The organism is Synechococcus sp. PCC 7336 (assembly GCF_000332275.1).
Classification (GTDB): domain Bacteria; phylum Cyanobacteriota; class Cyanobacteriia; order Thermostichales; family PCC-7336; genus PCC-7336.
Map to the genome: position 1 here is coordinate 955380 of NZ_CM001776.1, position 25073 is coordinate 980452.

Here is a 25073-nt window from a genome sequence, read left to right on the forward strand (position 1 = left end):
AGAGCTAGGGGTCAACATAGTTAGGGGTCAACACAGTTAGAAATGTGTGAGAAATATAGTTAAGAAAGCTGGTAGGCCAAGCGGCGCAACTGACCGCGCAAACTGGCATCAATCACCTGAGAGCCAACGCGGATAATGACGCCCCCAATCAGTTCGGGGTCCACCTTTGCCTGCAGCTCTACGCCTTCCGCTTGGGAAATCTGCCTGACGCGCTCGATGACGGACTGTTTTTGAGCATCACTCAGCTCGGTTGCAGAGGTCACTTCAGCCAAGGCGATTTTCTGTAGCTTGCGCTGCAGCGCTAGATAGCCATCGCAGACCTGGCGCAGAAAGAAAATGCGGCGGCGATCGGCCAACAGGTTGAGGATATTCAGCACGAATGGCTGCACCTTACCTTCGAATGCTTGTTGTAACAGGGATTTCTTGTTGTCAGTCGGAACCAGAGGATTTCCCAAGAACGCTTCTAGCTCGGAACTGGCATCGAGCACAGAGAGGATGCCGCGAGCGTCTTCGCCAAACTCGTTCACGAGGTTTTGTTCCTTAGCGATGGAGAGCATGGCTTCGGAATAGGGCGCGGCAATTTGTTGGGCAATATTGCCAGACATCTTACTGTCCTCCCAATAACTGAATACTGCTGTCGATCAAGCGGGACTGAGCGTCGTCGGTCAAGCGGCTCGGTAATTCGCGCTCGACCTCTTCGAGGGCTTGTTTCACCACTTGGCGGCGCAGTTGGGCAATGACGCGATCGCGTTCGGCAGCAATTTCTTTATCGGCAGCAGCCCTGAGCTTTTCGATGTCGCCATCCACCTTGCCGAGAATCTCGGCACGCAAGGCAGCAGCCGTTTCTTTCGCTTGCTCCAGGATGGTTTCTCCCTTTTGCTGAGCCATGGCAAGATTTTGCTTTTGTTGATTGAGCTCTGCCAGTGCTTGCTTTTTGGCCTGCTCTGACTCTTCAATCGCCTTGACAACGGCAGACCTGCGCTCGGTCAAAATATTTGAGATCGTGGTTCGACCCAGATAAATTAGCAGGCCCAAGATAATAGCAATATTAATGATATTGCTGTCGAGAATATCGAATTCCAACCCAAATCCAGTAGATGACGCAAGCAGCATCCTCAAGTCTCCTATTTACTTATGCGGCACCTAACAACTTTTCAGTCACCTGACTGCTCAAGTCAGTCACCTGAGCTTCTAAGACTTCTAGTGCAGCATTCTTCTCGGCTTCAATCGCCTGCCGAGCTTCTTGCACTCTGGCTTGGGCTTCTTGCTGGGCGGCAAGCACTTGTTGATTGCGCAGTGCAGTCGCTTCGGCTTCTGCATCCGAGATCAGGGATTGGGCTGCCAATCGAGCTCGGGCAGCTTCCTGTTTGTATTTCTCGGCCAAAGACTGAGATTCCGCCAGCTTTACTTTCGCATCCGCTGCCGTGTCGCGCACGTAATCGTTGCGTTCGTCGATTGCGTCTGTCAGAGGGCCGAAGAAGGTTACTTTCAAAACCGCCATCAGCAGTAAGAACTCGGCCACAATAATCGGGAGTGTGGCGTCGAATCCAAACAGACTGGCTTCCTGTTCGACCGCTTCAGTTGCAACGATTAAAGACCAGTGAATCATGTTTTTCGAGGGCACTAAAGTTGCTAGGGAAAGGGCACCCAGAGACGATCGGCCGAGGCCCAGCCTCTGGGTACCGGATAGGGCGAAATCTAAGCAAAGGGGTTGGCAAACAATAGAACCAGAGCCACAACCAAGCCGTAAATGGTCAGTGCTTCCATAAAAGCCAAGCTGATCAGCAGGGTGCCGCGAATCTTGTCCTCTGCTTCAGGTTGGCGAGCAATCCCTTCTACAGCACTGCCGGCTGCAGTACCTTGACCGATACCGGGGCCAATAGCACCAATACCAATTGCGAGAGCAGCAGCGAGAACGGAAGCAGCAGCAGTCAGTGAATCCATTAATGGTCTCCTTACCTTCAATTGCGCGCGAGCGCTGATAGGTTAATGTAACGTGGTCGGAATTGTTAGCAGAGAGCACTAACAAACTTGTCGGGGGAATGGATGAGAGAACGCCAAGTCGATCGCGACAGTCTCATCTAGTCGTGGTGTTCTCCACCGTGTCCCTCCAAAGCTTCCCCGATATAGTTGGCACTCAGGGTCGCAAAAATCAAAGCTTGAATGGCCCCCGTAAACAGGAAGAGAATCATCAGAGGTACCGGAATGAAGAGAGGTACCAGCAAAACAATCACAGCGATAACCAATTCCTCAGCCAGAATATTTCCGAACAGGCGGAAGCTGAGGGAAAGGGGCTTGGTCAGATCTTCCAGGATGTTAATGGGCAGCAGAATTGGGGTGGGTTCGATATACTTTTTGAAATATCCGAAGCCTTTTTTACGAATTCCGGCGTAAAAGTAGGTCACGCTCGTCAACAAGGCCAAACCCAATGTGGTGTTGATGTCGTTGGTGGGGGAAGCAAGTTCGCCTTCCGGCAGAGTAATAAACTTCCAGGGGAAGAGGTTACCCATCCAGTTGGAGACAAAGATGAACAGGAAGAGCGTGCCGACATAGGGCACCCAAGCCCGATATTCTTTTTCCCCAATTTGGGATTTCGCTAACCCTTGAACGAACTCTAGGGTGTATTCCAAAAAGTTTTGCGGTCCGGTCGGAACGCGCTCGATGCTGCGGGTACCCCAGAACACTAAGCCGAGGATGATAGCGATCGCAATCCAACTGCCGATCAAGACCTGACCGTGGATCGTATAGCTTCCCAGTTGCCAGTAGAGATGGTAGCCCACTTCGAGTTCGGCAAAGGGCAAGAGCTGGGATTGGAGGACAAAGTCAATCATGGAATATCGGACTTCCGAGACGGGACCAGCGTTTGAATTGCATACACAAATAAGGCCGCTTTGTAGGTCATGAACCCAAAGAAGATGGGTAAAACCTCAAGGGATTCTACGCGAGTGGCAACAACAATTAGGGCAGCGAACAATACGAGGCGATTGGGACCCCCCAACCTTCGATTTGACGGCCCCAACCGAGCCACGCCTTTAGCCAACATCCGAAAATAAACTAAGCCAAAGACAGCACCCAGCCCGTAATTCGCGACTATATTGAATGGGTAAATCCAAGCAATGGATAGGGCGATAACAATACTGCAAGCCAACGTCGTGACTAGCAGTTGCTGGGTAAGTTGGCTGTATTCTCCCCCCGCTTGCATCCGATCGAGTGGCGGTGCCGTTTCGGAAGGAGACTCGGTCGAACTGGCATCCGCAGATATCAGTTCGGGCTCAGCCTCGATAGATTCAGAGTGACTCATATATCCACTCAGACCTACTTTGATGAGATTTCGGAGATGAGATTTCGGATTTGCCCGAGAGAAAACAAATGACTCTAGAGCAGCCGACCCCGTTGCGATGCAACGGTCAACTCGTGCCAGAAGAGCACGGCGACCGCTACTTAACATATCACAATAAGTATTTATGCTTACTGCAAATGTCGAGCGATGATGCCTCAAACGATCGCAATCTCCGATTTTCATCGCTGAAACCAGATGAGCAATCGGCTCAATCCCTTGTGTGGCCTAGTAGCGCGAGATTGGCGTTAACGCTTCAATAGGAGTTTATCATCAAGCGGGAGCGGTCTACGTCCGAATCAAAAGAATTCCTAAACTACACATTGAGTAAAGTTTCGTGTCAAAAAAGACTGTCATCTTAGCGTTTGCTTCAAATAGCTTCAAGCAGCAGCACTTGCGATCGCCACAGTTGCATTAACTCTTCTGCCGTGGGAGGTTCGTCGAGTGCGGCACGGAGCTCGGCTACAGTGCGCTGGCCGTCTGCCGCTTGCAGAAAAGCGTAGGCTGACTCGGAAAGTTGGACCGATTCGAAATTGTAGTTGAGCAGTGTCGTACCGGGCCAATACCAGAGACAGGGACTGCGGTGGGCGATCGCCGCTTTCGAGTTCTCTGCCGTCCAGTCGAACTTCGGTAGGGGGGGCTTGGCGAGATAAAACTCATAATGGGCATTGACGGGATCCAGCAGTTCCACTAAGCGGTATTGCTGCTGGCGATCGAGCTGTTGGGCTCGGGCGAGTAATTCGGGGCGATCGCCCAGCAGGCGATCGAGATTCCAAAATTGGGGATTAGAAAAGCGGACGAACTCCAAACCGGAGGTTTCGATCCAGGCAAACAGACTATTGCAGTTATAGTCCACCTCTTGAGGGTGGAGGTACATGTCGGCAAAGTTTTCATCCGCTCGATTCTCGCCCGCCCAGCGTGCTTTCTCTTGAGAGACGATGCGGTTGTTCTCGGGCAGGATCTCGAAGAGTTGGCGTCCGGCCTGCAAGCCGGCTTGCAGTTGCTCCACCGTCTCCATGTTGGCGGACTCATCCCCTGCCACCAACAGTCGCAGGGCTTGCTGCATCAGGCGAATTTCCCAGCGGCCCAGCTCGCCGTAGACAAAGACGTGCATAATGCCGCCGGTCGCCAACTTGTCTGCCAGTGCTTTGAGACCAGCAGTGGGGTCGGGCAAGTGGTGCAGGACGCCGACACAGTTAATGAAATCAAAGCTGCCGGGAATTTGCTCTACATCGTAGAGACTGAGGTGGCGGAATTCGACCGGGGGAGACCCGGACTTGTGGCAGCGCTCTCGGGCGATCGCTAGGGCATTGGCACTCAGGTCAATGGCCCATTTTTCGGCCTCGGGATTCTGGTGAGCGATGTATTCGGTGCCGCAGCCAGAGCCGCAGCCCGCATCCAGAATGCGCGGTTTTTTTGGATAGGGATAGCCCCCCGTGCAAAAGGAATAGGCTTGGGGCCAACTCCAGCGCCAGTTAAAGCCTGGAGGTTCGCCCCCCGCAATCGGCTCGCCGGGGAAGGGAAAGCGATCGTAAAGTTGTTGCACTCGGGCGGTGACGCGATCGGCAGAGTCTGGGGGGGCGGGATTGACCATGGGGATTGAAATGGGGTAGACAAAATGTGCTGCACGGAGGAGTGGGCGCAGCACATTGGAGATTACCATTCGGGCTTTCACCAACGGTGTGAAGCCTTATGAATTGGCAGGGCTCGACAGCTTAGTTGGGGCTGCTAAAGGGATTGTCGTAGGGGGTATCCACAAAGCCCAGTTCGAATAATTGATTGTAGGCCCGTACCCCCAAGTCGCGGGTGGGGCCTTGACTGGAGATGACTTGTACGAGCTGGGCCACGGCTTCTTCGGCTTTGTTATCGGCACGATAAACAATGGCCAATTCAAATGCCACTTCATCCCGCGACTGGGCTGCCTCGCGAGCTAAGCCCCTGAGAGAATCGGAAATGCGATTGTCGATACCGGCAAAGCTGCGGGACAGCTCTTGGTAGTAGTTGGAGCGGGTATTAAAGGCGTTAAATGTCTCCTCTAGCAGCTCTGCTGCTCTAGCAAAATTCTGCGCGTCTGTGGCGGTGTTGGCCTGCTCTAACAACAGCTCCGCCCGTCGGAAACTGAGGTTACTGCCAGCTTGTTCGAGGGCACGAAATTGTTGGGGATCGGGAATTTCTTCCGCTTGAGCGAATAAGACTGGCGAGGCGGAAGGGGGTTCGACATCTGCCAGTACCTGCGCTGCCGACGTGCTCCAGCCCAAACTGACAGTGGCAGCGGCGATCGCGATCGCCATGTGGCGAAGGGGAGTGACTGACAAGTGAGAACGGGATCTATTGGCTGCCTCGCGACAGGACTCTAGCAAACGCATACGAAACTCCAACCGTTATGTGAACGCTTCAACAAAAACTTTTGGGAGGGGGACGCGATCGCCATCGCTCGGGCATCGGCCTTCTCTAGCAATCCGTATCCTATCATCCAGTTTCATTCCGGGCTGCTGCGATCGCGCGGGTGTGTCAGCGGCACGAGACAACCGCCGAAATCGCTAGCGATTTCGGCGGTTATGTACCATCTGGCGGGCAGCCGCTCAACCGGCAAGACCGAGGAGAACGGCTCGTGCGCAGCTCGTACCCGTCAGGCCGATTTACATCATGCCCATACCGCCCATGCCGCCCATGCCGCCCATACCGCCCATGCCGCCCATACCGGCGGCAGCGTCAGCACCCGCAGATTTGGGCTCGGGCTTATCCACCACCAAAGCCTCGGTGGTGAGCACCATGCCCGCGATCGAGGCTGCGTTTTGCAAAGCCGAGCGGACTACTTTAGCGGGATCGACAATGCCGTTAGCAATCATATCGACATAGGCGGATTGCACCACGTCATAGCCAATGCTGGCGGCCTGCTCCCGCACTTTCTGAGCGATCACAGAGCCTTCCAAACCGGCATTTTCGGCGATTTGGCGCACGGGGGCTTCGATCGCCCGACCGACGATATCGGCACCGATTTGCTCTTCTTCACTCAAAGAGCCTTTCACTTCGTCCACTTGCTTGCTCAGGTGCAGCAGCGTGGTTCCGCCGCCGGGAACAATGCCTTCTTCAACCGCAGCTTTGGTGGCATTGAGAGCATCTTCGATGCGCAGCTTGCGATCCTTGAGCTCGGTTTCGGTGGCTGCCCCCACCTTAATTACGGCTACACCGCCTGACAGGCGGGCGATCCGCTCCTGCAGCTTTTCTTTGTCGTAATCGGAATCGGTTTCTTCCAACTGCTGGCGCAGTTGAGCGACGCGCTTCTCGACATCAGCCGAAGTATCTCCGCCAGCCACAATGGTGGTGGTGTCTTTGCTAATGCTGATTTTGCGGGCGGAACCGAGCATGTCGAGATCGGTACTTTCCAGCTTGAGGCCAATTTCTTCAGAAATGAGCTGGCCGCCGGTCAGGACCGCGATATCCTGCAGCATGGCTTTGCGGCGATCGCCAAAACCAGGAGCCTTGACCGCTGCAATATTGAGCACGCCCCGCAAGCGATTGACGACGAGAGTCGCCAGTGCTTCCCCTTCAAGATCTTCCGCAATCACCAGCAGAGGCTTGCCAGCACGAGCTACTTTCTCCAACACTGGCACGAGCTCTTGGATATTGGAGATTTTTTTATCGGCGATCAGCAGCAGGGCATCCTCAAACTCAGTCACCATGCGCTCGGAATCGGTGATGAAGTAAGGGGAGATATAGCCGCGATCGAACTGCATCCCTTCCACCACTTCCAGTTCGGTATCGAGGGATTTGGACTCTTCAACCGTAATCACCCCATCGCGACCGACGGCATCCATCGCTTTGGCAATCATCTGGCCAATTTCTTCATCGTTACCGGCAGAAACGGTAGCGACTTCGGCAATGGTTTTCGATTCTTCGACGGGCTTGGCCAGAGTGCGAATGCCCTCGACCATAGCCGTGACGGTTTTGTCAATGCCCCGACGCAGGCTCACCGGATTGGCTCCCGCTGCAACATTTTTCAGACCTTCGCGGATCATGGCTTGGGCCAAGACAGTGGCGGTGGTGGTGCCGTCACCGGCAACGTCGTTGGTTTTAGAGGCAACTTCGCGGATGAGCTGAGCGCCAGTGTTTTCCAGTGCGTTTTCCAGCTCGATCTCTTTGGCGATGGTGACGCCATCATTGACGATTTGAGGCGCACCGAATTGCTTTTCGAGCACGACATTGCGGCCTTTGGGTCCGAGGGTAATGCGGACGACATCGGCCAGTTGATTGACGCCTTTTTCCAGTGCTCTGCGTGCGGATTCGTCAAAAACTACTTGTTTAGGCATGAGTAATGTCCTGTGGTATCGATGGGGAATGTCGAGCTGTCAGCAGAGACAGCCATTCGGCCGAAGAATCGCGGTTTGAATGGGGTAGGGATTTATTCCACAACTGCCAAAATATCTTTTGCCGCCAGCAGAATGTGCTCGGTATCTGCCAACTTGAGTTCGGTTCCAGCATATTTGCTATAGAGCACTTTGCTGCCCACGGCGACTTCTGGGGGAACGCGATCGCCTTTATCGTTGAAGCTGCCGGGGCCGACAGCGACAACTTCACCCACTTGGGGCTTCTCTTTCGCCGCATCGGGCAGCAGGATGCCTCCAGCCGTCTTTTCCTCTTGGGGGGCGACTTTGAGTAAAACGCGATCGCCGAGGGGTTTGAGGGTGGAGGCAGACAAACTCAGACTAGCCATACTAGCAGGTGTTCCTCTTGGGTTTCAGTTCTGGTTTACCGGGCTGGACAGTACTGGTGACGACACAGATCGTCCCGATTAGCACTCTCCTGCTCCGAGTGCTAATGGTAGCTCACCCCCGCTAGCCAGTTCAACCGGATCGAGGCTAAGCCTAGGGTGCGAATATCCGCACCCCGAGAGCTTTTAGTGTCATCAATAGATCGCTATTGCGAAAACCGATCGCGTTGTTTCCGCATCCAGCTCCAAGCACCGCTAGCTAAGGCCCCCGCCATAATCAGCCCGAGGATGGGCTGAAACAGAGGTTGCCACAACTGCATCCACAGGTCGTATCCCAACGACATCCCTGCAAACGCCCCAGCGACAGCAACGGCAAACCAGGCAAAGCTGGCTAACGCGGCAAAAATAGCGAAACTGAGAATGCGATCGATCGCCTGCTTAAGGGCTTGCATGGGCCTGTGGGGAATTCAAATCTACAGACACTTGTAACATTTCCCGCAACAACTGGCTCTGCAGTTGGCGCACTGCGTAGATATCCCAGCCCTGGTTGAGCAGGACAAAATAGGTGCCGTCTGGCAGCGTCCCCGCCAATGTGGTGACGCTGTTGAGGGTGCCGGTTTTCGCAGCAATACCGTGGGGAACATTGCGGTTGGAGAGGGTACCGGGATCGATCCCGGAGACCGGCAGCCAATCGTGCAGGCTTAAGCCACCCGCTGCCGCTCTCTCGTCCAGGGCCTGCAAGATGGCCACAACAGCTCTGGCAGAAAAGCGATTGTCCCGTCCCAAGCCGGAGGCAGTCACCACCTGCATTTCGCGGGCGGGCAGGTAGGGGCTCACTTTGTCCGATAGCACCGAGATGCCCCCCAAACGATTGGCTAACATATCGGCCATAACGTTATTGCTGTAGGTGTTGAGGGCTTTGAGAATTTCCGTCAGCGATCGCGAGGGATGCTCGAATAGCGGCTGGGCTTCTGGGGGCAGGGCCGCAAGCGTCTGAATTCCCCCAGAGAAGCTGACTGCAGGAGCGCGAACATTGGCGCGATCGCTGGCCCATTGCTGAAACTGATGGCGCGCTTCCAGGGGCCAGAGCGACTCGTGCATGCCCCAGCGCAAGAGCTCGGCGGAGGTGGACAGATTGGGATAAAAGTTCATGTAGAAGGGGGTCACCACCTGAAAATCGCCCGCGATGTGGCGAATGCCCAACGCGCCAATTTGCGATCCCAGCTCAAAGCTGTCTTCCCAAACAAAATAGGGATCGCCATCCCCCGCCACAATCAGGTCGCCGTACAAAACATCCTCTCGCAGCTCCCCGGTGGCATAAATTTTGGTCGTAAACCGATGGTTGGGCTCCCACGTCTCCAGTGCCGCTAGGGAGGTGGCCAATTTGGTCACTGAAGCGGCAGGCAACATCAGAGTCGGTTGATGAACCGCCAGTTCGCGCCCGCGAGCATCCACAAACAGCACCCCCTGCCAGGTGCGATCGAAACCGCGAGCCTGCAGGCGATCGAGAAACCGATTGACCGCAGCTCGATATGCTGGCGAGACGGGGGGCAAGTCCTCTGCCGAGACACTTGGCGGAGACACCAGTCGCTCTACCGTCGGTTGCTCTGCCGGTGGGAACTCTGCCGATCGCACCCACGGCGTTGGCGATGCCCCCCACCCCAGTAGTCCTGCAACTGCGGCCAAGCCAACGCCAACCGTTCCTATCCATATCCAGCGCATATCTGCCTCACCACCCCGAATTGCCCGACCCATATCTGAATTGACTGGACATCCCCCATCGTTGCTGAATGGCAGGGGGTTGCGTCCGGCGTCAATTGTCTTCCGTTGCTGCGCAACCAATCGCGATCGCTACTCTAATCTGAAGATAATTTTGTCGCACCGAGTTTATCCTCGATCGCCTGCAAGCGCTTCTGAAGTTTGCGAACGGATGCAGCCAAATCCGGCAGTTTCCGCTGTACGGCTACTGTGCGTTTCCAATCGCGCGCTGCTTGGTGGGGATAGCCACCCACAACTGTATCCGAGGGCACGTCGGTGGAAATGCCAGTTTGGGCGGCAGCGATGACGCGATCGCCCAATTCGATATGGTCCGCCAGTCCCACCTGTCCGGCTAGCAAGACATTTCGACCCAACCTCGTTCCGCCCGCAATGCCCACTTGAGCGCACAGCAAGGTATGGGCTCCAATCGTCACGCCATGCCCCAACTGCACCAGATTGTCAATTTTAGTGCCTGCACCAATGCGAGTTTCCCCCACTGCCGGACGGTCGATCGCCGCGTTTGCACCCACTTCCACGCCGTCTTCCAAGACCACCCGTCCCGCTTGTAGCATCCGGTACCAACTGCCATCCGCTTGGGGCACGTAGCCAAACCCATCGTCGCCAATACTGGCGCCGCTGTGGATGATACAGCGATCGCCCAATTGGGTGCGCTCGTGCAAGACGCAGTTGGCCAGCAAGACGCAGTCGCTGCCAATCTCTACACCGGGATAAAGGGTGACATTGGCATGGATCTGGGTGCGATCGCCTAGCTTAACGCCGGACATGATCGCCGCATTGGCCCCAATGGCTACCTCGGCCCCTAACTCCACATCGGGGGCAACAACAGCACTGGGGTGAACGCCTGCCGCAGCCTGGTAGGGGCGGTAAAACCACTCGATCGCGCGGGCAAAGTCCAGGCGAGGATTGGGCGATCGCACCACCGCCAGCTCTGCAGGCACGGGGCTATCGAGGGCCACAAGGACAGCACTGGCCCGAGTTTGTTTGAGTAAGGGCAAATACTTGGCTTCACTGACAAAGCTGAGATCCCCCGCTCGGGCTGCCTCTAGAGCTGCAACACCTCGAATCTCGATCTCCCCCGAGCCTTCGCAATCACACCCCAGACGCCTTGCAATCTCTGATAGCTGCACTGCCACCTCCCACGCTTCAACGAGCAACGAGTCAATCTCAATCGGATTCTAGCGGCAGATCGCGCAGCCATACGAGCTAGGAAAGAAGCCTCTTTTCCTCGGGAAGAGACTGGTCTAAAATCAGAAATTTGTCAAAATTTTGCCGCGATTGAGAACCTTACCTAAAGGATTTGAAGGCTGTTTAAGCAGTGTAAACATAAGGGCACAAACCCCTTCATATCCCGTTACGTTCCTCAGGAAGGCGCAGCCGCCATGATAAAAGTAAGAAATTCAATATACCGATATTTGTATTTACGTAGCTCTTTATTGCCATTTATGCAACTCGCACTAGACATGTCTCTAGACAGTTTATGACCATATTTGTGGGTAACTTGAATTATACTGCCACAGCCGAAGACCTAACTGGGTTTTTTAGTCAGAAATGGGAAGTTACATCTGTCAGTATTCCCATCGATCGCGAGACTGGAAGGGGACGGGGTATAGCCTTTGTCAATCTCGCCAGCTCCGCTCAAGAAGACGAAGCGATTGAAACAGCAAATGGGACCGATTTTATGGGCCGTCCGCTAAGGTTAGATAAGGCAAAGTCTCGGCAGTAATACCTTCAATCGCCTTTATTTTTGAGCCGAACGATTCAGTCAGATCGCGTCGTAATTGTTTGGGTGAATTGATGGAACTCGCAGCCAAGTCTCTCCCCTTTATGCGGCTTGGAACCGATATTGTCTATGTGCCTCGAATCCAACAAGCATGGGAGCGATTTGGCGATCGCTTTTTAGCAAAAGTCTATACTTCGGCAGAACGGGATTACTGCTTGCGCTCGGATGCCCACACCCTCCACCGTCTGGCTGGGCGGTGGGCGGCGAAGGAAGCTGCTGTCAAAGCAATGGGAACGGGCTGGAGAGGTGTGGGCTATACCGATGTGGAAATCTGTCGGGCTCAATCGGGGGCGCCCTCCATCCAATTGCACGGGCGGGGAATGGAGGTGTTGCACCAGTTTGGCTTCCAGGCCGAGCAGGTGGCTTGGCAGGTGAGCTTTACCCACGATCGCGACTACGCCTTTGCAACGGTTCTGTTGGTGGCGATCGCCTAGCGTCAGCCCATTCTCTACGTCATCGGCTGAGGCTGCAGGGCGAGGACGGATACCTTGCCCGCCACTGTTTTGGCAATTTGGGTCAGGGCCAAGGCGGAAGCGGAATCGGGATTGGAGACGGCGATCGGTAGACCGCGATCGCTCTGTTCCCGCAGGGCTATCTCCAGCGGAACGGTCCCCAGCAGCGGCACATTCAGTTCGCCAGCCGTTTTCTCGCCGCCCCCCGAACCAAACAGGTCGTAGCGCACATCCGGTCGATCGGGGGGGATAAAGTAGCTCATATTTTCCACGATGCCGATGATGGGCACCCCCAATTGCTCGAACATTTTGAGGCCCTTGCGGGCATCGTGCAGGGCAACGGTTTGGGGGGTGGTCACGATGACGGCACCGGCAATCGGAACCGCTTGGGCTAAGGTCAGTTGAGCATCTCCCGTGCCCGGCGGCATATCCACAATTAGATAATCTAATTCCCCCCAGACCGCGTCGTACAAAAAGCGACGAATGATGCCGTTCAGCATGGGGCCGCGCCAAATCACCGGCTGATCGCGATCGATTAAAAAGCTCATGGACACGAGCTTGACCCCGTGGGCCTCAACTGGATGCAAGCGCTCTTGCCCTTGAGGGGTTTTCTCCACCTCCACTGGCTGTCCCTGCACCCCCAACATCAGCGGCATATTGGGACCGTAAATGTCGGCATCGAGAATGCCCACTCGCGCCCCCGTTTGAGCCAGCGCCACTGCCAAATTGGCAGATACCGTACTCTTGCCCACCCCCCCTTTGCCGCTGGCCACAGCAATAATATTGCGTACGCCGTCTATCCCCTGGCGATCGGGCAGCCCCACCGATTGCGGCGTCTCTGCCGTCACCTCCACATCAATTGCGTCCACCGGCCCCAGAGTGCGAATGGCATCTTTGCACTCGTCCACGATGAATTCCCGCAGGGGGCAAGCTGGTGTCGTCAGCACGAGGGTAAAGGCGACATTCTGCCCCTCTACCGTCACGTTGCGAATCATGTTCAGCTCCACCAAGCTCTTGCGCAGCTCGGGATCGCAAACTGGGCGCAAGACATCGAGAATTGCTTCGGGGCTGAGGGTTGTGGCGGTCATTGCAGCTTCAGTGAGTGAGTTTATTTTCAATGTAATGCAAGGTTTGCTGGCAGATTTAGATCGATCGCCCCCATCATCCCTGCAACTGTTCTAGAGCCCTATGCCCGATTGGCCCAATTCTCCGCCCAATCCAGTAAGGCTTCCACAGCTTCGGGGCTCAATGCTTCGCAGTACAAGCGCAAAACAGGCTCGGTGCCGCTGGCCCGAATCATCAACCAACTGCCATCTTCCAAGACAAATTTGTGCCCGTCTTGGGTTAAATGGGCTTGCACCTGCCTACCTTCGATCGCCTGGGGAGGAGTTTCATCCAGCGATCGCATTAACTTCTCTTGCTTTGACTTGTCTGGCAGGTGCAGATCGCGGCGATTGTAATAGGAGGTATAGCCGGTGCGTTCCTGCAGATCGCGGTAGAGATCGCTCAGATCCCTTTCGGTGGCGGCGATCGCCTCCAGTAGATACAGGGCTGACAGCATGCCATCCCGCTCGGGAATGTGGCCCGTAAAGCCAATGCCCCCAGACTCTTCCCCGCCCAGCAGCACATCTGTGGCTAACATTCGATCGGCCAAGTACTTAAATCCAATCGGCGTTTCGGTGACGGGAATATCGTAGAGGGCGGCCACTTTGGCAAAGAGCTCCGAGCCGCTCACGGTTTTGACCAACTCCCCGCTGTAACCGCGCCGCTCGGCAAGATGCTGGATCAGAATGGGGATTGCAATTTGAGGACTGAGAAATTTCCCCTTGCCGTCTATCGCCGCAATGCGATCGCCATCTCCGTCAAACACCAGTCCCACTTTGAGCGGGGCGGGATCGGCCGCGATCGCCTCCATCGTTGTTGCCAACTGCGGCGGCAGCGGCTCGGGGGACATGCCGCCAAATAGGGGATCGCGATCGCCGCGTATTTCTCGTACGCGATCGCCCAACAAGCGAGTCATTCCTCCCGCCGCCGAGCCATGCATCGCATCGATCCAGATTTTGACCGAGGACTGACGGATCGCGTCTAAGTCCACCTGCTGACTCAACTGCCCTAGATACATCGGCCAAGGATCGAAATCCTCAATTGCAACGGGAGCAGTGGATTCCACCGCCACTGGCAAATCGGCGAGCAACTCCTCCACCTGGCGAGTGATATCCGCCGAGACCGAGCCACCAAACGCCCCTTTGAGCTTGATTCCAGAATATTCGGGCGGGTTATGACTAGCCGTAACGACCAAAGCACCCTGCAAACCCAACTGATGGACAGTCCAACTCAATGCGGGGGTTGGAGTTGCTTGGGAGGATAGCTTCACTGGAATGCCGATGGCGGCGATCGCTTCGGCAGCCGCTCGGGCAAAGTGTTCGGATAAAAAGCGATTGTCGTAGCCCACCGCAATGCCGTTACCCGCATAGGTCTGGGTCAAAATTCGAGCACTCGCTTGCGCCACCCGTTTCACTTGCGGATACGTAAAGGCGTCGGCGATCTCGGCCCGCCAGCCATCCGTGCCAAAGCGAATGGGCGGCAGACCGGTGGCGGAGGGAGAGGCTGCAGCAGTCATGAATTTCGTTTGAAGGCGAACGGTTATAGCATACCGACTGGTGGGGCTCTGCCCCTATAGATCGCATAGATCGCAGCGGGAGCGGGCTAAAGGATAAACGATCGAGTCTGTCGTGGCCGCGCTCGCCTTCCTTAAGCTTTTAGGTTATCGGGGGCATCTTCGCCAATTGCTACAGCTTTGCCATCGCGCCAGATAATAGCGTAATGCCCTAGCCGTCGTTTTCGCTCGAGGGTTTCTGCGGCAACTTTTTGCAGGCAGTCCAACATTTGCTGAGTCTCGGGGCGAATAGTTGTCATGGGTTGACCTGTTGCGCGAGGTGGCTAAACAGTTCTGGATTTACGATTTCGCGGGTCTGACCTTGCTGGTCGAAGACTAGCCGGGGAGAATTGCCTTCATTCATGAAGCATCGGGTGCGGTCGGCAGCAACGCTAAACTCAACGAGCAGGTTGCGTAGGCTGCGGGGAAATCGACGTTCTATGTCTGACAATGGGACATTGTGTCCGCCGTGGGCAACCCGTTCCACTACTCGCAATTTTGACATTTCTACGTTAGGGAGTGCCAAGTAGATGAGTTCTACTTGCCAGCCGCCTGCGTGCAGACGGGCAATTGTTTTGAGGTGGGTGCGGCCCGAGAGGGTGGTTTCAAAGGCGAAGTCTTGTCGGGCTCGGATGCGGTGTTGAATTTCTTTGATGAATAGTCGGCTTGCAGCGAGTAGTTCGGTTTCGGGGGTTAGGGGGGAAAGTCCGGCGGCTATGAGGTCGGCGTTGACGAAGTTGCGGCAGTTAGCGACAGTGGGTAGATATTGAAGTGCGAAGGTGGTTTTGCCTGCTCCGTTGGGGCCTGCGACGATCCAGCAGGTGGGGGGAGATGGTTTGCTCATACCAGTCGTGGTTTGTCGGTAAGAAGCTCTGACATCATGCCTTGTGAGGGCTTGGGTTTTGGTGCGACAGACTTCTAGGGCGAACGGTAATAGCATAGCGGGCTCTGCCCGCATAGAGCGCAGCGGGAGCAGGCTAAAGGTAAGATAAACTGCATTGTGCCGAGATGGTCGAGCCTACTATGCCCGCGATCGCCCTCCTGCAGGGATTGTTAGCTGCTTCCAGCTTGTTGGTCGGATCGCTGTTGGGCCTGGTGTGGCAACCTCGCCGCGCCGTATCGGCAGCCATTATGGCCTTTGGCAGCGGCACCTTGATTTCGGCGATCGCCTTTGAAATTGCCCTGCCTGCTTACCAAAGCCACGGCCTCTGGCCGCTCTTTTTCGGTTTTTTTTGTGGCGGCGGCTTGTTTACTGCTGCAACTCAATACATCGACAAATTGGGGGGCTTTCTGCGCCATCCCGCCAACCGCCGCCGCTTTCTCTTCCGCCGCCGCCAGCAGGAGGCCGAATCGGTTCTCTTAGACCTCTCCAAAATCAAGGCTCTCAGGGGCATTCCCCCCGCCGAGGCTCAAGCCATTGTCGGGGCCGTGGAGCAGCTGCAGCTCGATGCCGACGAGGTTTTATTTAACGAAGGAGATGAAGGGGATTGGTTGGGGATGATTGTGGATGGGGAGGCCGATGTGCGGGTGAACCAGCGATCGATCGCCCATTTAGGCCCCGGCGAAGTGTTTGGGGAAATGGCCCTACTGACTGGAGAGCCGCGCTCCGCCAGTTTGGTCGCCTGCTCCGACATGACGGTCTACCGGCTGGACCGCAGCCACTTTGACGAGTTGCTGGCCAAATCCCCCCATCTGGCCAGTTCCCTCAGTCGCGTTTTGGCTCAGCGGTTGCGATCGACCAATACCTCCCGCGTCCGAGCCGAAGAAAATTTGGCCGCTTGGCGGCGTCAGGCGATCGACAGTATCGAGTTGGACCTGTCCCCGGCCGAAGAACAAAGTCTAGCCGCCTCCCTGTCCGCCGCTTCTGCACCGCTGGCGATTTTTGTGGGCACGATGCTAGATAACATTCCCGAAGCCGTCGCGATCGGCATGACCGCCCATTCGCCGGAGGTGGGCACTGCCTTTTTGCTCGCCGTTTTTATCTCCAACTTGCCCGAGTCTCTGACCAGTTCCATTAGCATGCGTCAGTCTGGCTATAGCGTGCGGCGAGTACTAACTCTGTGGGGCAGTCAGATCCTCTTATCGGGGCTGTGTGCCCTAGGCGGCAGTCTGCTGCAAGCCTATACCCCCGATGCAACCGTCGCTCTGATTCAATCTTTCTCGGGCGGTGCCGTCCTTGCCATGCTGGCCAGCACCATGATGCCAGAAGCTTATGAATTGGGAGGCGGTATGGTTTCACTCGCCACTATCCTGGGTTTTTTAACCAGCTTTTCTATCTCCGCCGCTCAGTTAGACTAAGTTCGGCAAAATTTATCGTGCGTCACCTGAGTTCGATGACTCTGCATTGCCCTCACCCCCGGCCCCTCTCCCAAGCTTGGGAGAGGGGAGCAGCAGCCTCAAACCCGCAATCTACCGTTCTATTCCCCTTACCCCAATTTTGGGGGAAGGGGTTAGGGGATGGGGGCCAGTCCCTTGTCGAACTCACGTTGCCCCCTACCCCAAACCGCCAAAACTGCCAAAATTCAACGGGACTGCCATGAACTCCTTGCTTGCGATCGTGCAGCTCTTGCGCTGGGATAAGCCCGCAGGACGCCTGATTCTCATGGTGCCAGCCCTGTGGGGAGCCTTTCTAGCGGGTCGAGGAACCCCTCCCCCCTTACTGATTGCAGTGGTGGTGGTGGGAACCCTCGCGACCAGTGCAGCAGGCTGTGTCATCAACGATATCTGGGATCGCAATCTCGATCCGTTAGTAGACCGCACCAAAGACCGTCCGCTCGCTTCCCAAAAACTGTCCCTCGGAGTTGCAGCAGTAGTCGGAACTATCTCTCTAATCTGTGCCTTCGTTCTGGCAACGTTTCTCAATCCCGTCACCTTTGCCTTGTGCGTTGCTGCCGTACCGGCGATCGCCTTATATCCGGGGGCGAAGCGCATCTTTCCAGTCCCGCAGCTGGTGTTGGCGATCGCCTGGGGATTTGCCGTTCTGATTAGCTGGACCGCTGTTGCCGGACAATTGCCCGATTGCCCCATTTGGGAGCCTGCCACGCTCTTCCTCTGGGGAGCTACTGTGCTGTGGACACTCGGATTCGATACAGTCTACGCCATGTCCGATCGCAGCGACGACGAGCGCGTTGGCATTCTCTCCAGTGCCCGCTTTTTCGGCCCGCTGACCCCCACCGCAGTCGGATTCTTCTTTTTGGGCACGGCGATCTTTTTAGTCTGCGTGGGCTTGACGATGCAGCTACACGCCAGCTTTTACGCGGCACTAGGACTGTGTGTTGCCGCTTGGGGCTGGCAAACAAAAAGGCTGCACCAACGCCAGCCCCCTAAATCTCTATTTCCGCAAGTGTTTCGGCAAAATGTCGCGATCGGCTTCGTACTATTGGCAGGGATGATCGCTGGAACCCTTCTCTAACAACACCGCCCAAACTACTGTAGGTAGACGCATGCACTATCCCTACCACTCTCTCACAGGGTAAGGCGGGGCAAGCAAATCCTGATAGCGAGGCTAATAACGGGGCATGACTTCAGTTTCTGGCAGAGGTAACTCGAAACTTGCCGGATCGTGCAAGAAGCGAATCACTTCCTCTTCCAATCGACGCATCTCGAACCCCTCAAACACCGCCAGCGTTCGCAAAGCCATCAAATAGCCGTCCATCACGAGCCGCAAGTCATCCATGCGATAGCCGCGCTGCCACAGATCCACCATGGAATCAGTGATGGACTGATAATGGCGAATGAGTCTGTAGTCCTGCAACATAAGTTTGAAGTAACGCTAAGTCTTTTATAGCAATAGAAATGGCTCTTGAGGAGATATTATTCGGCATTGTTAATACATCGATAACAGTTGGTTATATTTTGTGAAGATTTTACCTTTACGGTCAACCCTACTAGCTAGCAGACACCCTTTTCAGCACTTGCCGACCCATCAATTAAATCTGCCGCAACCCCTGTACGGCTTGAATTCGGCGACGCGCAATCAAAAATGACGCGCAAATAAGGGCTTTACGCGCCATCGTGGTGAAGAAGTGGGTCAACACTTCGCTTTGCTCGAACTTAATTATGTCCGGGTTGTGCGAGTTCGTACCCAGACGGACCGTCAAATCCTTCCTGCTGGACTGCCACACTGGTGTTTGGCAAGCACAATTGATTTTGATCCAGTACTTTCACAAAGCCGCGAGTCCGTAAGGTGCCCAAAGAGCGAGTGACCGTGACTCGAGTTGCTCCAATTGCATCCCCAATTTGGGAGTGCGTTAAGGTCCAAGGCAGCACCAGACCGTGGGGAGAAGGCTCGCCGTACTCTTCCAATAAGAGGGTGAGGAAACCTTTGAGACGATCGATCGCGCGACGTTGACCCAAGTTTCCCAACCACAACAACTTGCGCTGTAACTGCTGGCGGAATGCAGCTTGAACGCTTTGGTACAAGCGGGGCCACTCTTGCAGGTCCTCCCAGTAGAACCACATGACCGTGGTGAAATCGGTATGGCTAAATGCCTGGATCTGAAACTGCTCTGTGGAGATCACTTCAAAGGGAGAGCCCCCGAAGTGAAAGCCCACAAACACTTCCCGCCGTTCGGGGGTAATACTTACCACGCGCACCATCCCCTGCTGAACTAGGTAGACTAAACCGGGTCGAGTGGGAATGCGCTCGTCTTTAGCGAAGGTACGGGAGTGGAAGCGCTCTTCCGCCCACTGACAGACCTCTCGCCATTCTGGCGCTTGCCGAATTGAAACAATACTCATAATCCAACCTCGCATCGCGTGTGAGAGACGGCTTTAGCAGAGCCTTAAAATAGCCTGCAGTGCCAACCTCTTTCGTCATTAAGGTGAAGATAAATGTGCGATAGAGTCCAGCTTTTCATGAAAACTTTACACTTTCGCGCCATCCTCTCCGCACTATCTTCACAATGCCATCTCGACTTTGTGAACTTATATCAGTATATACAGGTAAAATCCGTAAATCCACCGTGCAATTGCTGGAGTGCTTTTCAAGCCTCACTATTTACCGATGGGTCGAATCTGGATGTACCTGCAAGTCGAAGTCGAACTGAGTTTGTCGCCATGAATGAACCCTAAGGCACAGTATCAATCGGCGGGATCGTACAAAAAACGCACGGAGCTGCCTTCTGAGACAGATATCCGAACCACATCAATGTTCTGTTCCAAGGGTGAAGTATTCATCCTTTGATAGGAGCATCGAGCGGGCAATATCTATAACAAATCGACGAAGCAGTGACAATCGCGACTTCATGAGTAAAGTTTATCCCATAAACCTATGGATGCACGGATAATAATGCTGAAAGATGTAAAGATCTTGATGCAAATATAAATGAATCCTAATGGATCTACGGAAAATATGAGAATGTCGATTGCGTATCTAACCTGCAATGGGAGCTGGGAAGCCGCTGGATTCTGAAGTTTTTGGGGTGTGGCGAGGGGGCAGTTGTAGGTGCTTTATTGGCGTTGTTGAGGAACCCTGGCAGAGGCTTTTGCGACCGATAATTTTCACCAATCGTTTATTCATCGTTTGGCAAGTGGAAGGAGATATTGTGACCTCTTTACCGATCGCTCGCTTGGAACTATACAGTCTCGCCCACCCTCAGGAAGTCTTGCTGGTGGAAGCTACAATCGAGGCCGAGCGAGATGAAGTGTTGGTTTATAAGGGATATTCCAGCTCGTTAATGCGACCGACTGCTGCCGATCTAGATATCCCCGTATTGCCTGAAGGAACAACGATTGAGGCGATTTCTCGCCTGCGCGCACCCTATACTCCCCGATCGCCCCAATACCTCGAACGCAGCATTCTCTGGCATCAATTCGAGCAGCGCTTAGCGAGGGAAGGCTTCTGACAAGGGCTGGAGGTGGAGGAAATTGCGGCGATCGCAGTCGCTCAATTCAATTCAAACAATCGAGCAGTACTCGTTTTGCAAGGTGGCAACCTGATTTTGCGAAGCGGGTGCCGGGACTCGAACCCGGTTCTCTAGCTTGGAAGGCTAGGGCACAACCCATATACCACACCCGCCTATCTGAGCCCCAGGATTGAATTATCATGCCCCGCTCGAGTGCGATCGCCACTTCAGGCTAACAGATCTTTTAACAGATCTTTAAATTTAACAGAGCTTTAAAGAGGGTTAACCGAACCTTGAAGGGGGAATTTATCGCTAAAAAGCCCCACTCAAAGCGGCCACCTCAGCTCAACTTGATGACAATTGACCGATTACCGAACAACTGAGTGGGAGCAGCGCAGAATGGAGCCTCACTGGGATGACAGTTTTGGCAGGGGTACAAACCTTGAGAGGAGGCAGAAGGGAGGAGGCAGAAACTGAGGGGGGTCAGTCCCTACCTCCAGATCGAAATTTTAGCACCCCGAATAGCTCCCTGCACGACAGACAGCCAACGTGAAAAAAAATTTCATTTGACAAGCCCTACCTAAAACAGCACTCGGGGCTGGAAGGTTTGTAAATCTTTAGAGTTGAGGTCAAAATTGTTAACTTACGCTAAGCCTGACGATAGGGGACGTGCCGCGCGCGCGATCGCCTCCATTGCCTGCTCGATATGAGGATACGCCGTGCAACTCGCCAGCTAAGTCAGAGGAGCTGCCGATAAAAGTTGTAGCAAGCGTGTCATAATCCTTATCATAGGATTAATAATTTGAGCTGCTGGCGTCAAAAAGGAGAGTTGCGATGGCAGGTACTACAGGCGAACGGCCTTTCGGCGAAATTGTGACTAGCGTTCGTTATTGGGTGATTCATACCCTAACTATCCCCGTTTTGTTTATTGCGGGTTGGCTGTTTGTCAGCACTGGTCTAGCTTACGATGTGTTTGGCACCCCTCGCCCGGACGAGTACTTCACGTCTGCCCGCCAGGAATTGCCGATCCTGCAGGATCGCTACAATGCTGTCGAGCAAATTCCCGAATACCAGAAGTAAGGCCATCCAGTTTGCAAGCTTGTAATTGTCGTTCAGGGTTGTTTGATGAATTCTTCCAACATTGACGAGCCAGTCTATTATCCCGTATTTACGGTGCGCTGGCTGGCCATTCACACTTTGGCGATTCCCACCGTGTTTTTCGTCGGTGCGATCGCTTCAATGCAGTTTATTCAAAGGTAGGTCTAAATGGCTGACGGCACTCAACCAGATAAGAACCCCAATTCTCAACCCGTAGAACTCAACCGCACGTCCTTATACTTAGGGCTGCTGTTGGTGTTCACCACCGCACTGCTGTTTTCCAGCTACTTTTTGAATTAAAAAACTTTATGTTCGCGTTTTACGGAGAGACAATCATGACAGGTCAACCTCGCATCCCAATTTGGATTGTTGGAACCATTGCTGGGATGGGCGCTATTGCCGTTCTCGGTTTGTTCTTCTACGGCGCTTATGTCGGCGTTGGTTCCGGTCTCTGATACCGCTAGCTCGATCGACACCCGCAAGTTAGTTCCGCCAGCGATCGCCGGGCACTGTTCTCAGTAGATCGCAGTCACCTAGCTTAAAGCCGCTCAGAGTAAAATGAGCGGCTTTGAAATTTATAGGGGCATGAGATTCAACTGGAAGCCGCGCTCAAGCGGGCTCGTTCTCAATCCACAAAAACAGGGCCACGATGGAAATAGCAGGCAGAACCAAACCAATTGCCATCACCATATAGGGTTGAAGATATGCTGCGGTCATGAAGGCATCCTAAAAAGACAGACACTCCTGACAACATATCACGGCAGATTTATCCGAATCCCAAACGTTAAATCCTGTAACTAACCTTAGCGATGCGCTCGACTCCCGCTCGCTGTCGAAGCAGGTCGCCAAGTGGAACGAACGGGCTCGGCATCCGGCAACAACCAGGCGCGAATGGTACGAGCTGCCGATCGCTGTACCCAACGGGACACCAGTTGTCCGCCCAACTCTCGGGCCTCGGGGCGCAGAGCGGCTCGACCGACAACGGGTAAGAATTTGAGGGGCTCGAAACTCTCATCTTGCTGCAAGATATCCCACAGTCGCTGCAATCGCTCCAGGCTGTGACTGCCGTTGTTGTGGGCTGAAAATACCACTTCGGTAATTTGGTCTCGAATGAATTCCCCCCGCTCGGAAAAGAGAAAGTCGAGTGCCCGAGTGGCGGCATCCTCAAAATCGTAGTCTTCGCTGCTGCTGGCATTGCGAAGCAAATTCTCTAGACGGTTCCAGCGAAATTCGCCATCGCTGAAGAGGATATTTTGCAGCGACTCGCGCAGGGCTGGGGCGTCGTCTGCCAAGAGACGATTGGCAATGTAAGGATAGGCTACATTGAGGACTTTAAAGTCGGGGTCGATGCCGATGGCGATGCCTTCCAAGGTGAGCAGCGATCGGATAATCAGGGCGTAATAAGCTGGCACCCGAAACGGGTATTCGTACATTACGGAAGACAGTTGGTCGGTGATGCTCTTGAAGTTGAGCTCGCTCACACTGGCCCCCATTGCACTGGCAAACACCTCTGATAGAGCCGGAATGATGGGGGATAGATCGGTGTCAGGGGTGAGAAAGCCCAATTCCACATAGTCGTGGGCTAACCCTTCAAAGTCACGATTGACCAGATGCACGATCGCATTGATCAAGCCGTAGCGCTGATGGGGCTGGACGTTGCTCATCATGCCGAAGTCGAGATAGGCCAAACGGCCATCCGCCATTGCCAAGAGATTGCCGGGATGGGGATCGGCATGGAAAAAGCCGTTCTCTAGCAACTGACGCAACGAGCAGTTCACCCCCGTTTCGATCAACTGACGACTGTCTAATCCTTGCTTGGCAATCTTGTCGAGCTCGGTCAACTTGATCCCGTCAATCCACTCCATCGTCATGACTTTACGTCGGGTATAAACCCAGTGGATTTTAGGAACGTAGATGGAGGGATGGGAGTAGAGGCGGCGGAATTTTTCAGCGTTGCGCCCTTCTTTCTGGTAATCCATCTCTTCGTAGAGTTTGGAGGCAAACTCGTCCACGATCGCGACTAGGTCGCTTTTGATGCGCGCGATATTATCCCGGGCCCAGCGGGCCAAGATGCGGACAATATAAAGATCGATGGAGATGCGATCGACGAGGTCGGGTCGCTGCACTTTGATGGCAACCGCTGCGCCGTTACTTCTGAGATAGGCCTTGTAGACCTGTCCCAAGCTGGCTGCAGCAATGGGATTGGAGGAGAGGCGTTGAAAAATCTCGTCGGGTTTAGCGCCCAGTTGTTCTTCAATCAGTTGGTAGGCTACCGCATTAGAAAAGGGGGGCAACTGGTCTTGCAGTTTCGTGAGCTCTTCTAAAAAAACCGGAGAGACTAAATCGGGTCGGGTGGACAGGGCTTGGCCAATTTTGATATATGCAGGGCCGAGCTCGGTCAGAATTTCTCGCAGGCGGATGGCATAGTGGGAGCGGCGTTCTGGTTCGCGTCCGAGCAAGCGATCGCAGCGGGACTGAATCCACAGCCACAAGAACGGCAGCACGACTGAAACAATGCGGCGGGCTATTTTCCAGTACTGCCCGCGATAGCGATCTGCGATCGTGTCGGGATTGTAGGGAACATCGGGGGGAGCGTCTAACCACTCCTCAATATCGGTGGGGTTTGAGGGGGGTAATAACCTCAGGTGACGGCGGTCTGACAGACGGCCTGGAGAGAGTTCGACAGGTGCGGCAGCCATACCAACCCTTTAGACATTTACTTAATACATCTTAACGTGACCGCTGGCGATCGCCAGATTTGTTTCGGCAAGTTCCCACTGCGAGTTCCGTCAACCGACTCCAATAGAGCAATTTTCAGGTGGACAACGTACGCTCTAATTTTCAAACCTAGAATCTCCAATCTCCTTCGGTACAGAAGGTATACCACCAACCTGGAAAATGCTCTAGAGGGCAGCTCTCACAAAAGCTCCATTGCTAAAGGTTTGTGGGTTTGAGGATTTGAGGCTTGACTGAAAGTGTAAATCTGCGTTAGGGCACGACTAAACTTCCACGATTTCTGGTTTGGCAGCAATAGTCAGCTCTTTAAGTAGGTCAACCAGTTCCTGCAACTGCTCGATCGCCGCACCGCCTTCTAGCTTCACGATCTCGCGATCGCCCTGCATCTCCGTCCAAGTGGTGGCGCATTCGGAGACTAAAACCCGAACCAGATGGCCCTCTTGCTCACTCACCATAAACGATGCGCTCTCGCAATCATCGCCGCTTGTGTAGCAGGAAGCCATATAGCCGCGCCGCTCCAACACGATCGCCAAAGCCTGCAAGCTCATAATCAGATCGCGATTGAATTGACGGTGTTGCTGAGCGAGTCGGTTAAACATTCCACTCCTCCAGATTTCGCGGACAGCGAAAACCGCGAACGCGGAATCACATCACGGCAGCTTACGGGCTATAGCTATT

The 25073-nt window shown here is 54.4% G+C and carries 31 protein-coding genes and 1 tRNA gene; 9 read left to right on the forward strand and 23 right to left on the reverse strand.

The genetic code is table 11. The annotated features are described in order from the left end of the window. Nucleotides 1–59: 59 nt before the first annotated feature. The 13 genes from atpH to lpxD all read right to left on the reverse strand — a co-directional run bounded on the left by atpH (nt 60) and on the right by lpxD (nt 10981). Nucleotides 60–605, reverse strand: coding sequence for an ATP synthase F1 subunit delta (gene atpH / locus SYN7336_RS04665; RefSeq protein ID WP_017324766.1), 546 nt, complete (start codon nt 603–605; stop codon nt 60–62). Nucleotide 606: 1 nt separating this feature from the next. Then, a complete protein-coding gene (locus tag SYN7336_RS04670) occupies nt 607–1113 on the reverse strand; it encodes a F0F1 ATP synthase subunit B (protein WP_017324767.1) in 507 nt (168 codons plus the stop codon). A gap of 19 nt (nt 1114–1132) precedes the next feature. Then, nucleotides 1133–1609, reverse strand: coding sequence for a F0F1 ATP synthase subunit B' (locus SYN7336_RS04675; protein ID WP_026100695.1), 477 nt, complete (start codon nt 1607–1609; stop codon nt 1133–1135). Between the two features lie 89 nt (nt 1610–1698). Next, on the reverse strand, nt 1699–1944 hold the full coding sequence (gene atpE, locus SYN7336_RS04680; RefSeq protein ID WP_017324769.1) for an ATP synthase F0 subunit C: 246 nt from the start codon (nt 1942–1944) through the stop codon (nt 1699–1701). A gap of 137 nt (nt 1945–2081) precedes the next feature. Further along, entirely contained in the window at nt 2082–2831 is a 750-nt protein-coding gene (gene atpB / locus SYN7336_RS04685) for a F0F1 ATP synthase subunit A (RefSeq protein WP_017324770.1), read from the reverse strand. After that, a complete protein-coding gene (locus SYN7336_RS24485) occupies nt 2828–3301 on the reverse strand; it encodes an ATP synthase subunit I (protein ID WP_017324771.1) in 474 nt (157 codons plus the stop codon). Before SYN7336_RS24485 ends, atpB begins: the two co-directional genes overlap by 4 nt. Before the next feature lie 406 nt (nt 3302–3707). After that, a complete protein-coding gene (locus tag SYN7336_RS04695) occupies nt 3708–4931 on the reverse strand; it encodes a class I SAM-dependent methyltransferase (protein ID WP_017324772.1) in 1224 nt (407 codons plus the stop codon). A gap of 121 nt (nt 4932–5052) precedes the next feature. Next, nucleotides 5053–5703 (reverse strand): hypothetical protein, encoded by a 651-nt coding sequence (locus SYN7336_RS24490; protein WP_156820026.1) that lies wholly within the window; start codon nt 5701–5703, stop codon nt 5053–5055. 273 nt (nt 5704–5976) lie between these two features. After that, on the reverse strand, nt 5977–7647 hold the full coding sequence (gene groL, locus SYN7336_RS04705; RefSeq protein ID WP_017324774.1) for a chaperonin GroEL: 1671 nt from the start codon (nt 7645–7647) through the stop codon (nt 5977–5979). Nucleotides 7648–7739: 92 nt separating this feature from the next. Next, the gene (gene groES, locus SYN7336_RS04710; protein ID WP_017324775.1) at nt 7740–8051 is read right to left on the reverse strand and encodes a co-chaperone GroES; all 312 of its coding nucleotides are present in this window, start codon (nt 8049–8051) and stop codon (nt 7740–7742) included. Nucleotides 8052–8254: 203 nt separating this feature from the next. After that, nucleotides 8255–8500 (reverse strand): hypothetical protein, encoded by a 246-nt coding sequence (locus SYN7336_RS04715; RefSeq protein ID WP_017324776.1) that lies wholly within the window; start codon nt 8498–8500, stop codon nt 8255–8257. Beyond that, nucleotides 8487–9890 (reverse strand): D-alanyl-D-alanine carboxypeptidase, encoded by a 1404-nt coding sequence (locus SYN7336_RS24495; protein WP_017324777.1) that lies wholly within the window; start codon nt 9888–9890, stop codon nt 8487–8489. Before SYN7336_RS24495 ends, SYN7336_RS04715 begins: the two co-directional genes overlap by 14 nt. A 14-nt stretch (nt 9891–9904) precedes the next feature. Continuing rightward, nucleotides 9905–10981: a UDP-3-O-(3-hydroxymyristoyl)glucosamine N-acyltransferase gene (lpxD, locus tag SYN7336_RS04725; RefSeq protein WP_017324778.1), complete on the reverse strand. Its 1077-nt coding sequence runs from the start codon at nt 10979–10981 to the stop codon at nt 9905–9907. 323 nt (nt 10982–11304) lie between these two features. On the opposite strand from lpxD, the gene SYN7336_RS04730 reads away from it, so the two are divergent. Then, entirely contained in the window at nt 11305–11550 is a 246-nt protein-coding gene (locus SYN7336_RS04730; RefSeq protein ID WP_017324779.1) for a hypothetical protein, read from the forward strand. 71 nt (nt 11551–11621) lie between these two features. Continuing rightward, nucleotides 11622–12041 carry a holo-ACP synthase gene (acpS, locus tag SYN7336_RS04735; protein WP_017324780.1) on the forward strand — a complete coding sequence of 140 codons (420 nt, stop codon included), beginning with the start codon at nt 11622–11624 and terminating at the stop codon, nt 12039–12041. Nucleotides 12042–12055: 14 nt separating this feature from the next. On the opposite strand, the gene SYN7336_RS04740 is transcribed toward acpS, so the two are convergent. The 4 genes from SYN7336_RS04740 to SYN7336_RS04755 all read right to left on the reverse strand — a co-directional run bounded on the left by SYN7336_RS04740 (nt 12056) and on the right by SYN7336_RS04755 (nt 15673). After that, nucleotides 12056–13147: an Mrp/NBP35 family ATP-binding protein gene (locus SYN7336_RS04740; protein ID WP_017324781.1), complete on the reverse strand. Its 1092-nt coding sequence runs from the start codon at nt 13145–13147 to the stop codon at nt 12056–12058. Between the two features lie 98 nt (nt 13148–13245). Beyond that, nucleotides 13246–14679 (reverse strand): phosphoglucomutase/phosphomannomutase family protein, encoded by a 1434-nt coding sequence (locus tag SYN7336_RS04745; RefSeq protein WP_017324782.1) that lies wholly within the window; start codon nt 14677–14679, stop codon nt 13246–13248. Nucleotides 14680–14810: 131 nt separating this feature from the next. After that, entirely contained in the window at nt 14811–14975 is a 165-nt protein-coding gene (locus SYN7336_RS31650) for a hypothetical protein (protein ID WP_017324783.1), read from the reverse strand. Next, complete coding sequence (locus tag SYN7336_RS04755) at nt 14972–15673, reverse strand: zeta toxin family protein (RefSeq protein WP_369791872.1); 702 nt, start codon at nt 15671–15673, stop codon at nt 14972–14974. Before SYN7336_RS04755 ends, SYN7336_RS31650 begins: the two co-directional genes overlap by 4 nt. A 50-nt stretch (nt 15674–15723) precedes the next feature. On the opposite strand from SYN7336_RS04755, the gene SYN7336_RS04760 reads away from it, so the two are divergent. Further along, complete coding sequence (locus tag SYN7336_RS04760; RefSeq protein WP_227498601.1) at nt 15724–17013, forward strand: cyclic nucleotide-binding domain-containing protein; 1290 nt, start codon at nt 15724–15726, stop codon at nt 17011–17013. A gap of 238 nt (nt 17014–17251) precedes the next feature. Then, entirely contained in the window at nt 17252–18127 is an 876-nt protein-coding gene (locus tag SYN7336_RS04765) for a 4-hydroxybenzoate solanesyltransferase (RefSeq protein ID WP_017324786.1), read from the forward strand. Nucleotides 18128–18220: 93 nt separating this feature from the next. On the opposite strand, the gene SYN7336_RS04770 is transcribed toward SYN7336_RS04765, so the two are convergent. After that, nucleotides 18221–18472, reverse strand: coding sequence for a DUF6761 family protein (locus SYN7336_RS04770; RefSeq protein WP_017324787.1), 252 nt, complete (start codon nt 18470–18472; stop codon nt 18221–18223). Nucleotides 18473–18768: 296 nt separating this feature from the next. Then, a complete protein-coding gene (locus SYN7336_RS04775) occupies nt 18769–19455 on the reverse strand; it encodes a Crp/Fnr family transcriptional regulator (protein ID WP_017324788.1) in 687 nt (228 codons plus the stop codon). Nucleotides 19456–20099: 644 nt separating this feature from the next. Here SYN7336_RS04775 and SYN7336_RS32920 point away from each other — a divergent pair. Then, a complete protein-coding gene (locus SYN7336_RS32920; protein ID WP_017324789.1) occupies nt 20100–20561 on the forward strand; it encodes a hypothetical protein in 462 nt (153 codons plus the stop codon). A 102-nt stretch (nt 20562–20663) separates the two neighbouring features. On the opposite strand, the gene SYN7336_RS04785 is transcribed toward SYN7336_RS32920, so the two are convergent. Then, nucleotides 20664–20734 (reverse strand) — tRNA-Gly (locus SYN7336_RS04785). A gap of 661 nt (nt 20735–21395) precedes the next feature. On the opposite strand from SYN7336_RS04785, the gene psbE reads away from it, so the two are divergent. From psbE to SYN7336_RS28650, 4 genes are read left to right on the forward strand one after another with little or no spacing between them, the layout of a single operon-like run. Next, complete coding sequence (gene psbE / locus SYN7336_RS04790; protein WP_017324790.1) at nt 21396–21641, forward strand: cytochrome b559 subunit alpha; 246 nt, start codon at nt 21396–21398, stop codon at nt 21639–21641. 45 nt (nt 21642–21686) lie between these two features. Continuing rightward, nucleotides 21687–21821: a cytochrome b559 subunit beta gene (psbF, locus tag SYN7336_RS04795; RefSeq protein WP_017324791.1), complete on the forward strand. Its 135-nt coding sequence runs from the start codon at nt 21687–21689 to the stop codon at nt 21819–21821. A 6-nt stretch (nt 21822–21827) separates the two neighbouring features. Beyond that, a complete protein-coding gene (locus SYN7336_RS04800) occupies nt 21828–21959 on the forward strand; it encodes a photosystem II reaction center protein L (protein ID WP_017324792.1) in 132 nt (43 codons plus the stop codon). Between the two features lie 35 nt (nt 21960–21994). Continuing rightward, complete coding sequence (locus tag SYN7336_RS28650) at nt 21995–22114, forward strand: photosystem II reaction center protein J (RefSeq protein ID WP_071590861.1); 120 nt, start codon at nt 21995–21997, stop codon at nt 22112–22114. Nucleotides 22115–22268: 154 nt separating this feature from the next. Here SYN7336_RS28650 and SYN7336_RS30490 read toward each other — a convergent pair whose 3' ends face one another. The 3 genes from SYN7336_RS30490 to SYN7336_RS04820 form a co-directional block, all read right to left on the reverse strand. Continuing rightward, a complete protein-coding gene (locus tag SYN7336_RS30490; RefSeq protein ID WP_017324794.1) occupies nt 22269–22376 on the reverse strand; it encodes a photosystem I reaction center subunit VIII in 108 nt (35 codons plus the stop codon). A gap of 86 nt (nt 22377–22462) precedes the next feature. Beyond that, entirely contained in the window at nt 22463–24358 is a 1896-nt protein-coding gene (locus SYN7336_RS04815; protein WP_017324795.1) for an AarF/ABC1/UbiB kinase family protein, read from the reverse strand. 300 nt (nt 24359–24658) lie between these two features. Next, a complete protein-coding gene (locus SYN7336_RS04820) occupies nt 24659–24994 on the reverse strand; it encodes a DUF1815 family protein (protein WP_017324796.1) in 336 nt (111 codons plus the stop codon). Between the last annotated feature and the right edge of the window lie 79 nt (nt 24995–25073).

Coding starts and splice junctions, on each gene's coding strand:
- atpH (WP_017324766.1), bottom strand. CDS start 605: ATGTCTGGCAATATTGCCCAACAAATTGCCGCGCCCTATTCCGAAGCC.
- SYN7336_RS04670 (WP_017324767.1), bottom strand. CDS start 1,113: ATGCTGCTTGCGTCATCTACTGGATTTGGGTTGGAATTCGATATTCTC.
- SYN7336_RS04675 (WP_026100695.1), bottom strand. CDS start 1,609: ATGATTCACTGGTCTTTAATCGTTGCAACTGAAGCGGTCGAACAGGAA.
- atpE (WP_017324769.1), bottom strand. CDS start 1,944: ATGGATTCACTGACTGCTGCTGCTTCCGTTCTCGCTGCTGCTCTCGCA.
- atpB (WP_017324770.1), bottom strand. CDS start 2,831: ATGATTGACTTTGTCCTCCAATCCCAGCTCTTGCCCTTTGCCGAACTC.
- SYN7336_RS24485 (WP_017324771.1), bottom strand. CDS start 3,301: ATGAGTCACTCTGAATCTATCGAGGCTGAGCCCGAACTGATATCTGCG.
- SYN7336_RS04695 (WP_017324772.1), bottom strand. CDS start 4,931: ATGGTCAATCCCGCCCCCCCAGACTCTGCCGATCGCGTCACCGCCCGA.
- SYN7336_RS24490 (WP_156820026.1), bottom strand. CDS start 5,703: ATGCGTTTGCTAGAGTCCTGTCGCGAGGCAGCCAATAGATCCCGTTCT.
- groL (WP_017324774.1), bottom strand. CDS start 7,647: ATGCCTAAACAAGTAGTTTTTGACGAATCCGCACGCAGAGCACTGGAA.
- groES (WP_017324775.1), bottom strand. CDS start 8,051: ATGGCTAGTCTGAGTTTGTCTGCCTCCACCCTCAAACCCCTCGGCGAT.
- SYN7336_RS04715 (WP_017324776.1), bottom strand. CDS start 8,500: ATGCAAGCCCTTAAGCAGGCGATCGATCGCATTCTCAGTTTCGCTATT.
- SYN7336_RS04730 (WP_017324779.1), top strand. CDS start 11,305: ATGACCATATTTGTGGGTAACTTGAATTATACTGCCACAGCCGAAGAC.
- acpS (WP_017324780.1), top strand. CDS start 11,622: ATGGAACTCGCAGCCAAGTCTCTCCCCTTTATGCGGCTTGGAACCGAT.
- SYN7336_RS04740 (WP_017324781.1), bottom strand. CDS start 13,147: ATGACCGCCACAACCCTCAGCCCCGAAGCAATTCTCGATGTCTTGCGC.
- SYN7336_RS04745 (WP_017324782.1), bottom strand. CDS start 14,679: ATGACTGCTGCAGCCTCTCCCTCCGCCACCGGTCTGCCGCCCATTCGC.
- SYN7336_RS31650 (WP_017324783.1), bottom strand. CDS start 14,975: ATGACAACTATTCGCCCCGAGACTCAGCAAATGTTGGACTGCCTGCAA.
- SYN7336_RS04755 (WP_369791872.1), bottom strand. CDS start 15,673: ATGCGGGCAGAGCCCGCTATGCTATTACCGTTCGCCCTAGAAGTCTGT.
- SYN7336_RS04760 (WP_227498601.1), top strand. CDS start 15,724: ATGGTCGAGCCTACTATGCCCGCGATCGCCCTCCTGCAGGGATTGTTA.
- SYN7336_RS04765 (WP_017324786.1), top strand. CDS start 17,252: ATGAACTCCTTGCTTGCGATCGTGCAGCTCTTGCGCTGGGATAAGCCC.
- SYN7336_RS04770 (WP_017324787.1), bottom strand. CDS start 18,472: ATGTTGCAGGACTACAGACTCATTCGCCATTATCAGTCCATCACTGAT.
- SYN7336_RS04775 (WP_017324788.1), bottom strand. CDS start 19,455: ATGAGTATTGTTTCAATTCGGCAAGCGCCAGAATGGCGAGAGGTCTGT.
- SYN7336_RS32920 (WP_017324789.1), top strand. CDS start 20,100: ATGGGAGCTGGGAAGCCGCTGGATTCTGAAGTTTTTGGGGTGTGGCGA.
- psbE (WP_017324790.1), top strand. CDS start 21,396: ATGGCAGGTACTACAGGCGAACGGCCTTTCGGCGAAATTGTGACTAGC.
- psbF (WP_017324791.1), top strand. CDS start 21,687: ATGAATTCTTCCAACATTGACGAGCCAGTCTATTATCCCGTATTTACG.
- SYN7336_RS04800 (WP_017324792.1), top strand. CDS start 21,828: ATGGCTGACGGCACTCAACCAGATAAGAACCCCAATTCTCAACCCGTA.
- SYN7336_RS28650 (WP_071590861.1), top strand. CDS start 21,995: ATGACAGGTCAACCTCGCATCCCAATTTGGATTGTTGGAACCATTGCT.
- SYN7336_RS30490 (WP_017324794.1), bottom strand. CDS start 22,376: ATGACCGCAGCATATCTTCAACCCTATATGGTGATGGCAATTGGTTTG.
- SYN7336_RS04815 (WP_017324795.1), bottom strand. CDS start 24,358: ATGGCTGCCGCACCTGTCGAACTCTCTCCAGGCCGTCTGTCAGACCGC.
- SYN7336_RS04820 (WP_017324796.1), bottom strand. CDS start 24,994: ATGTTTAACCGACTCGCTCAGCAACACCGTCAATTCAATCGCGATCTG.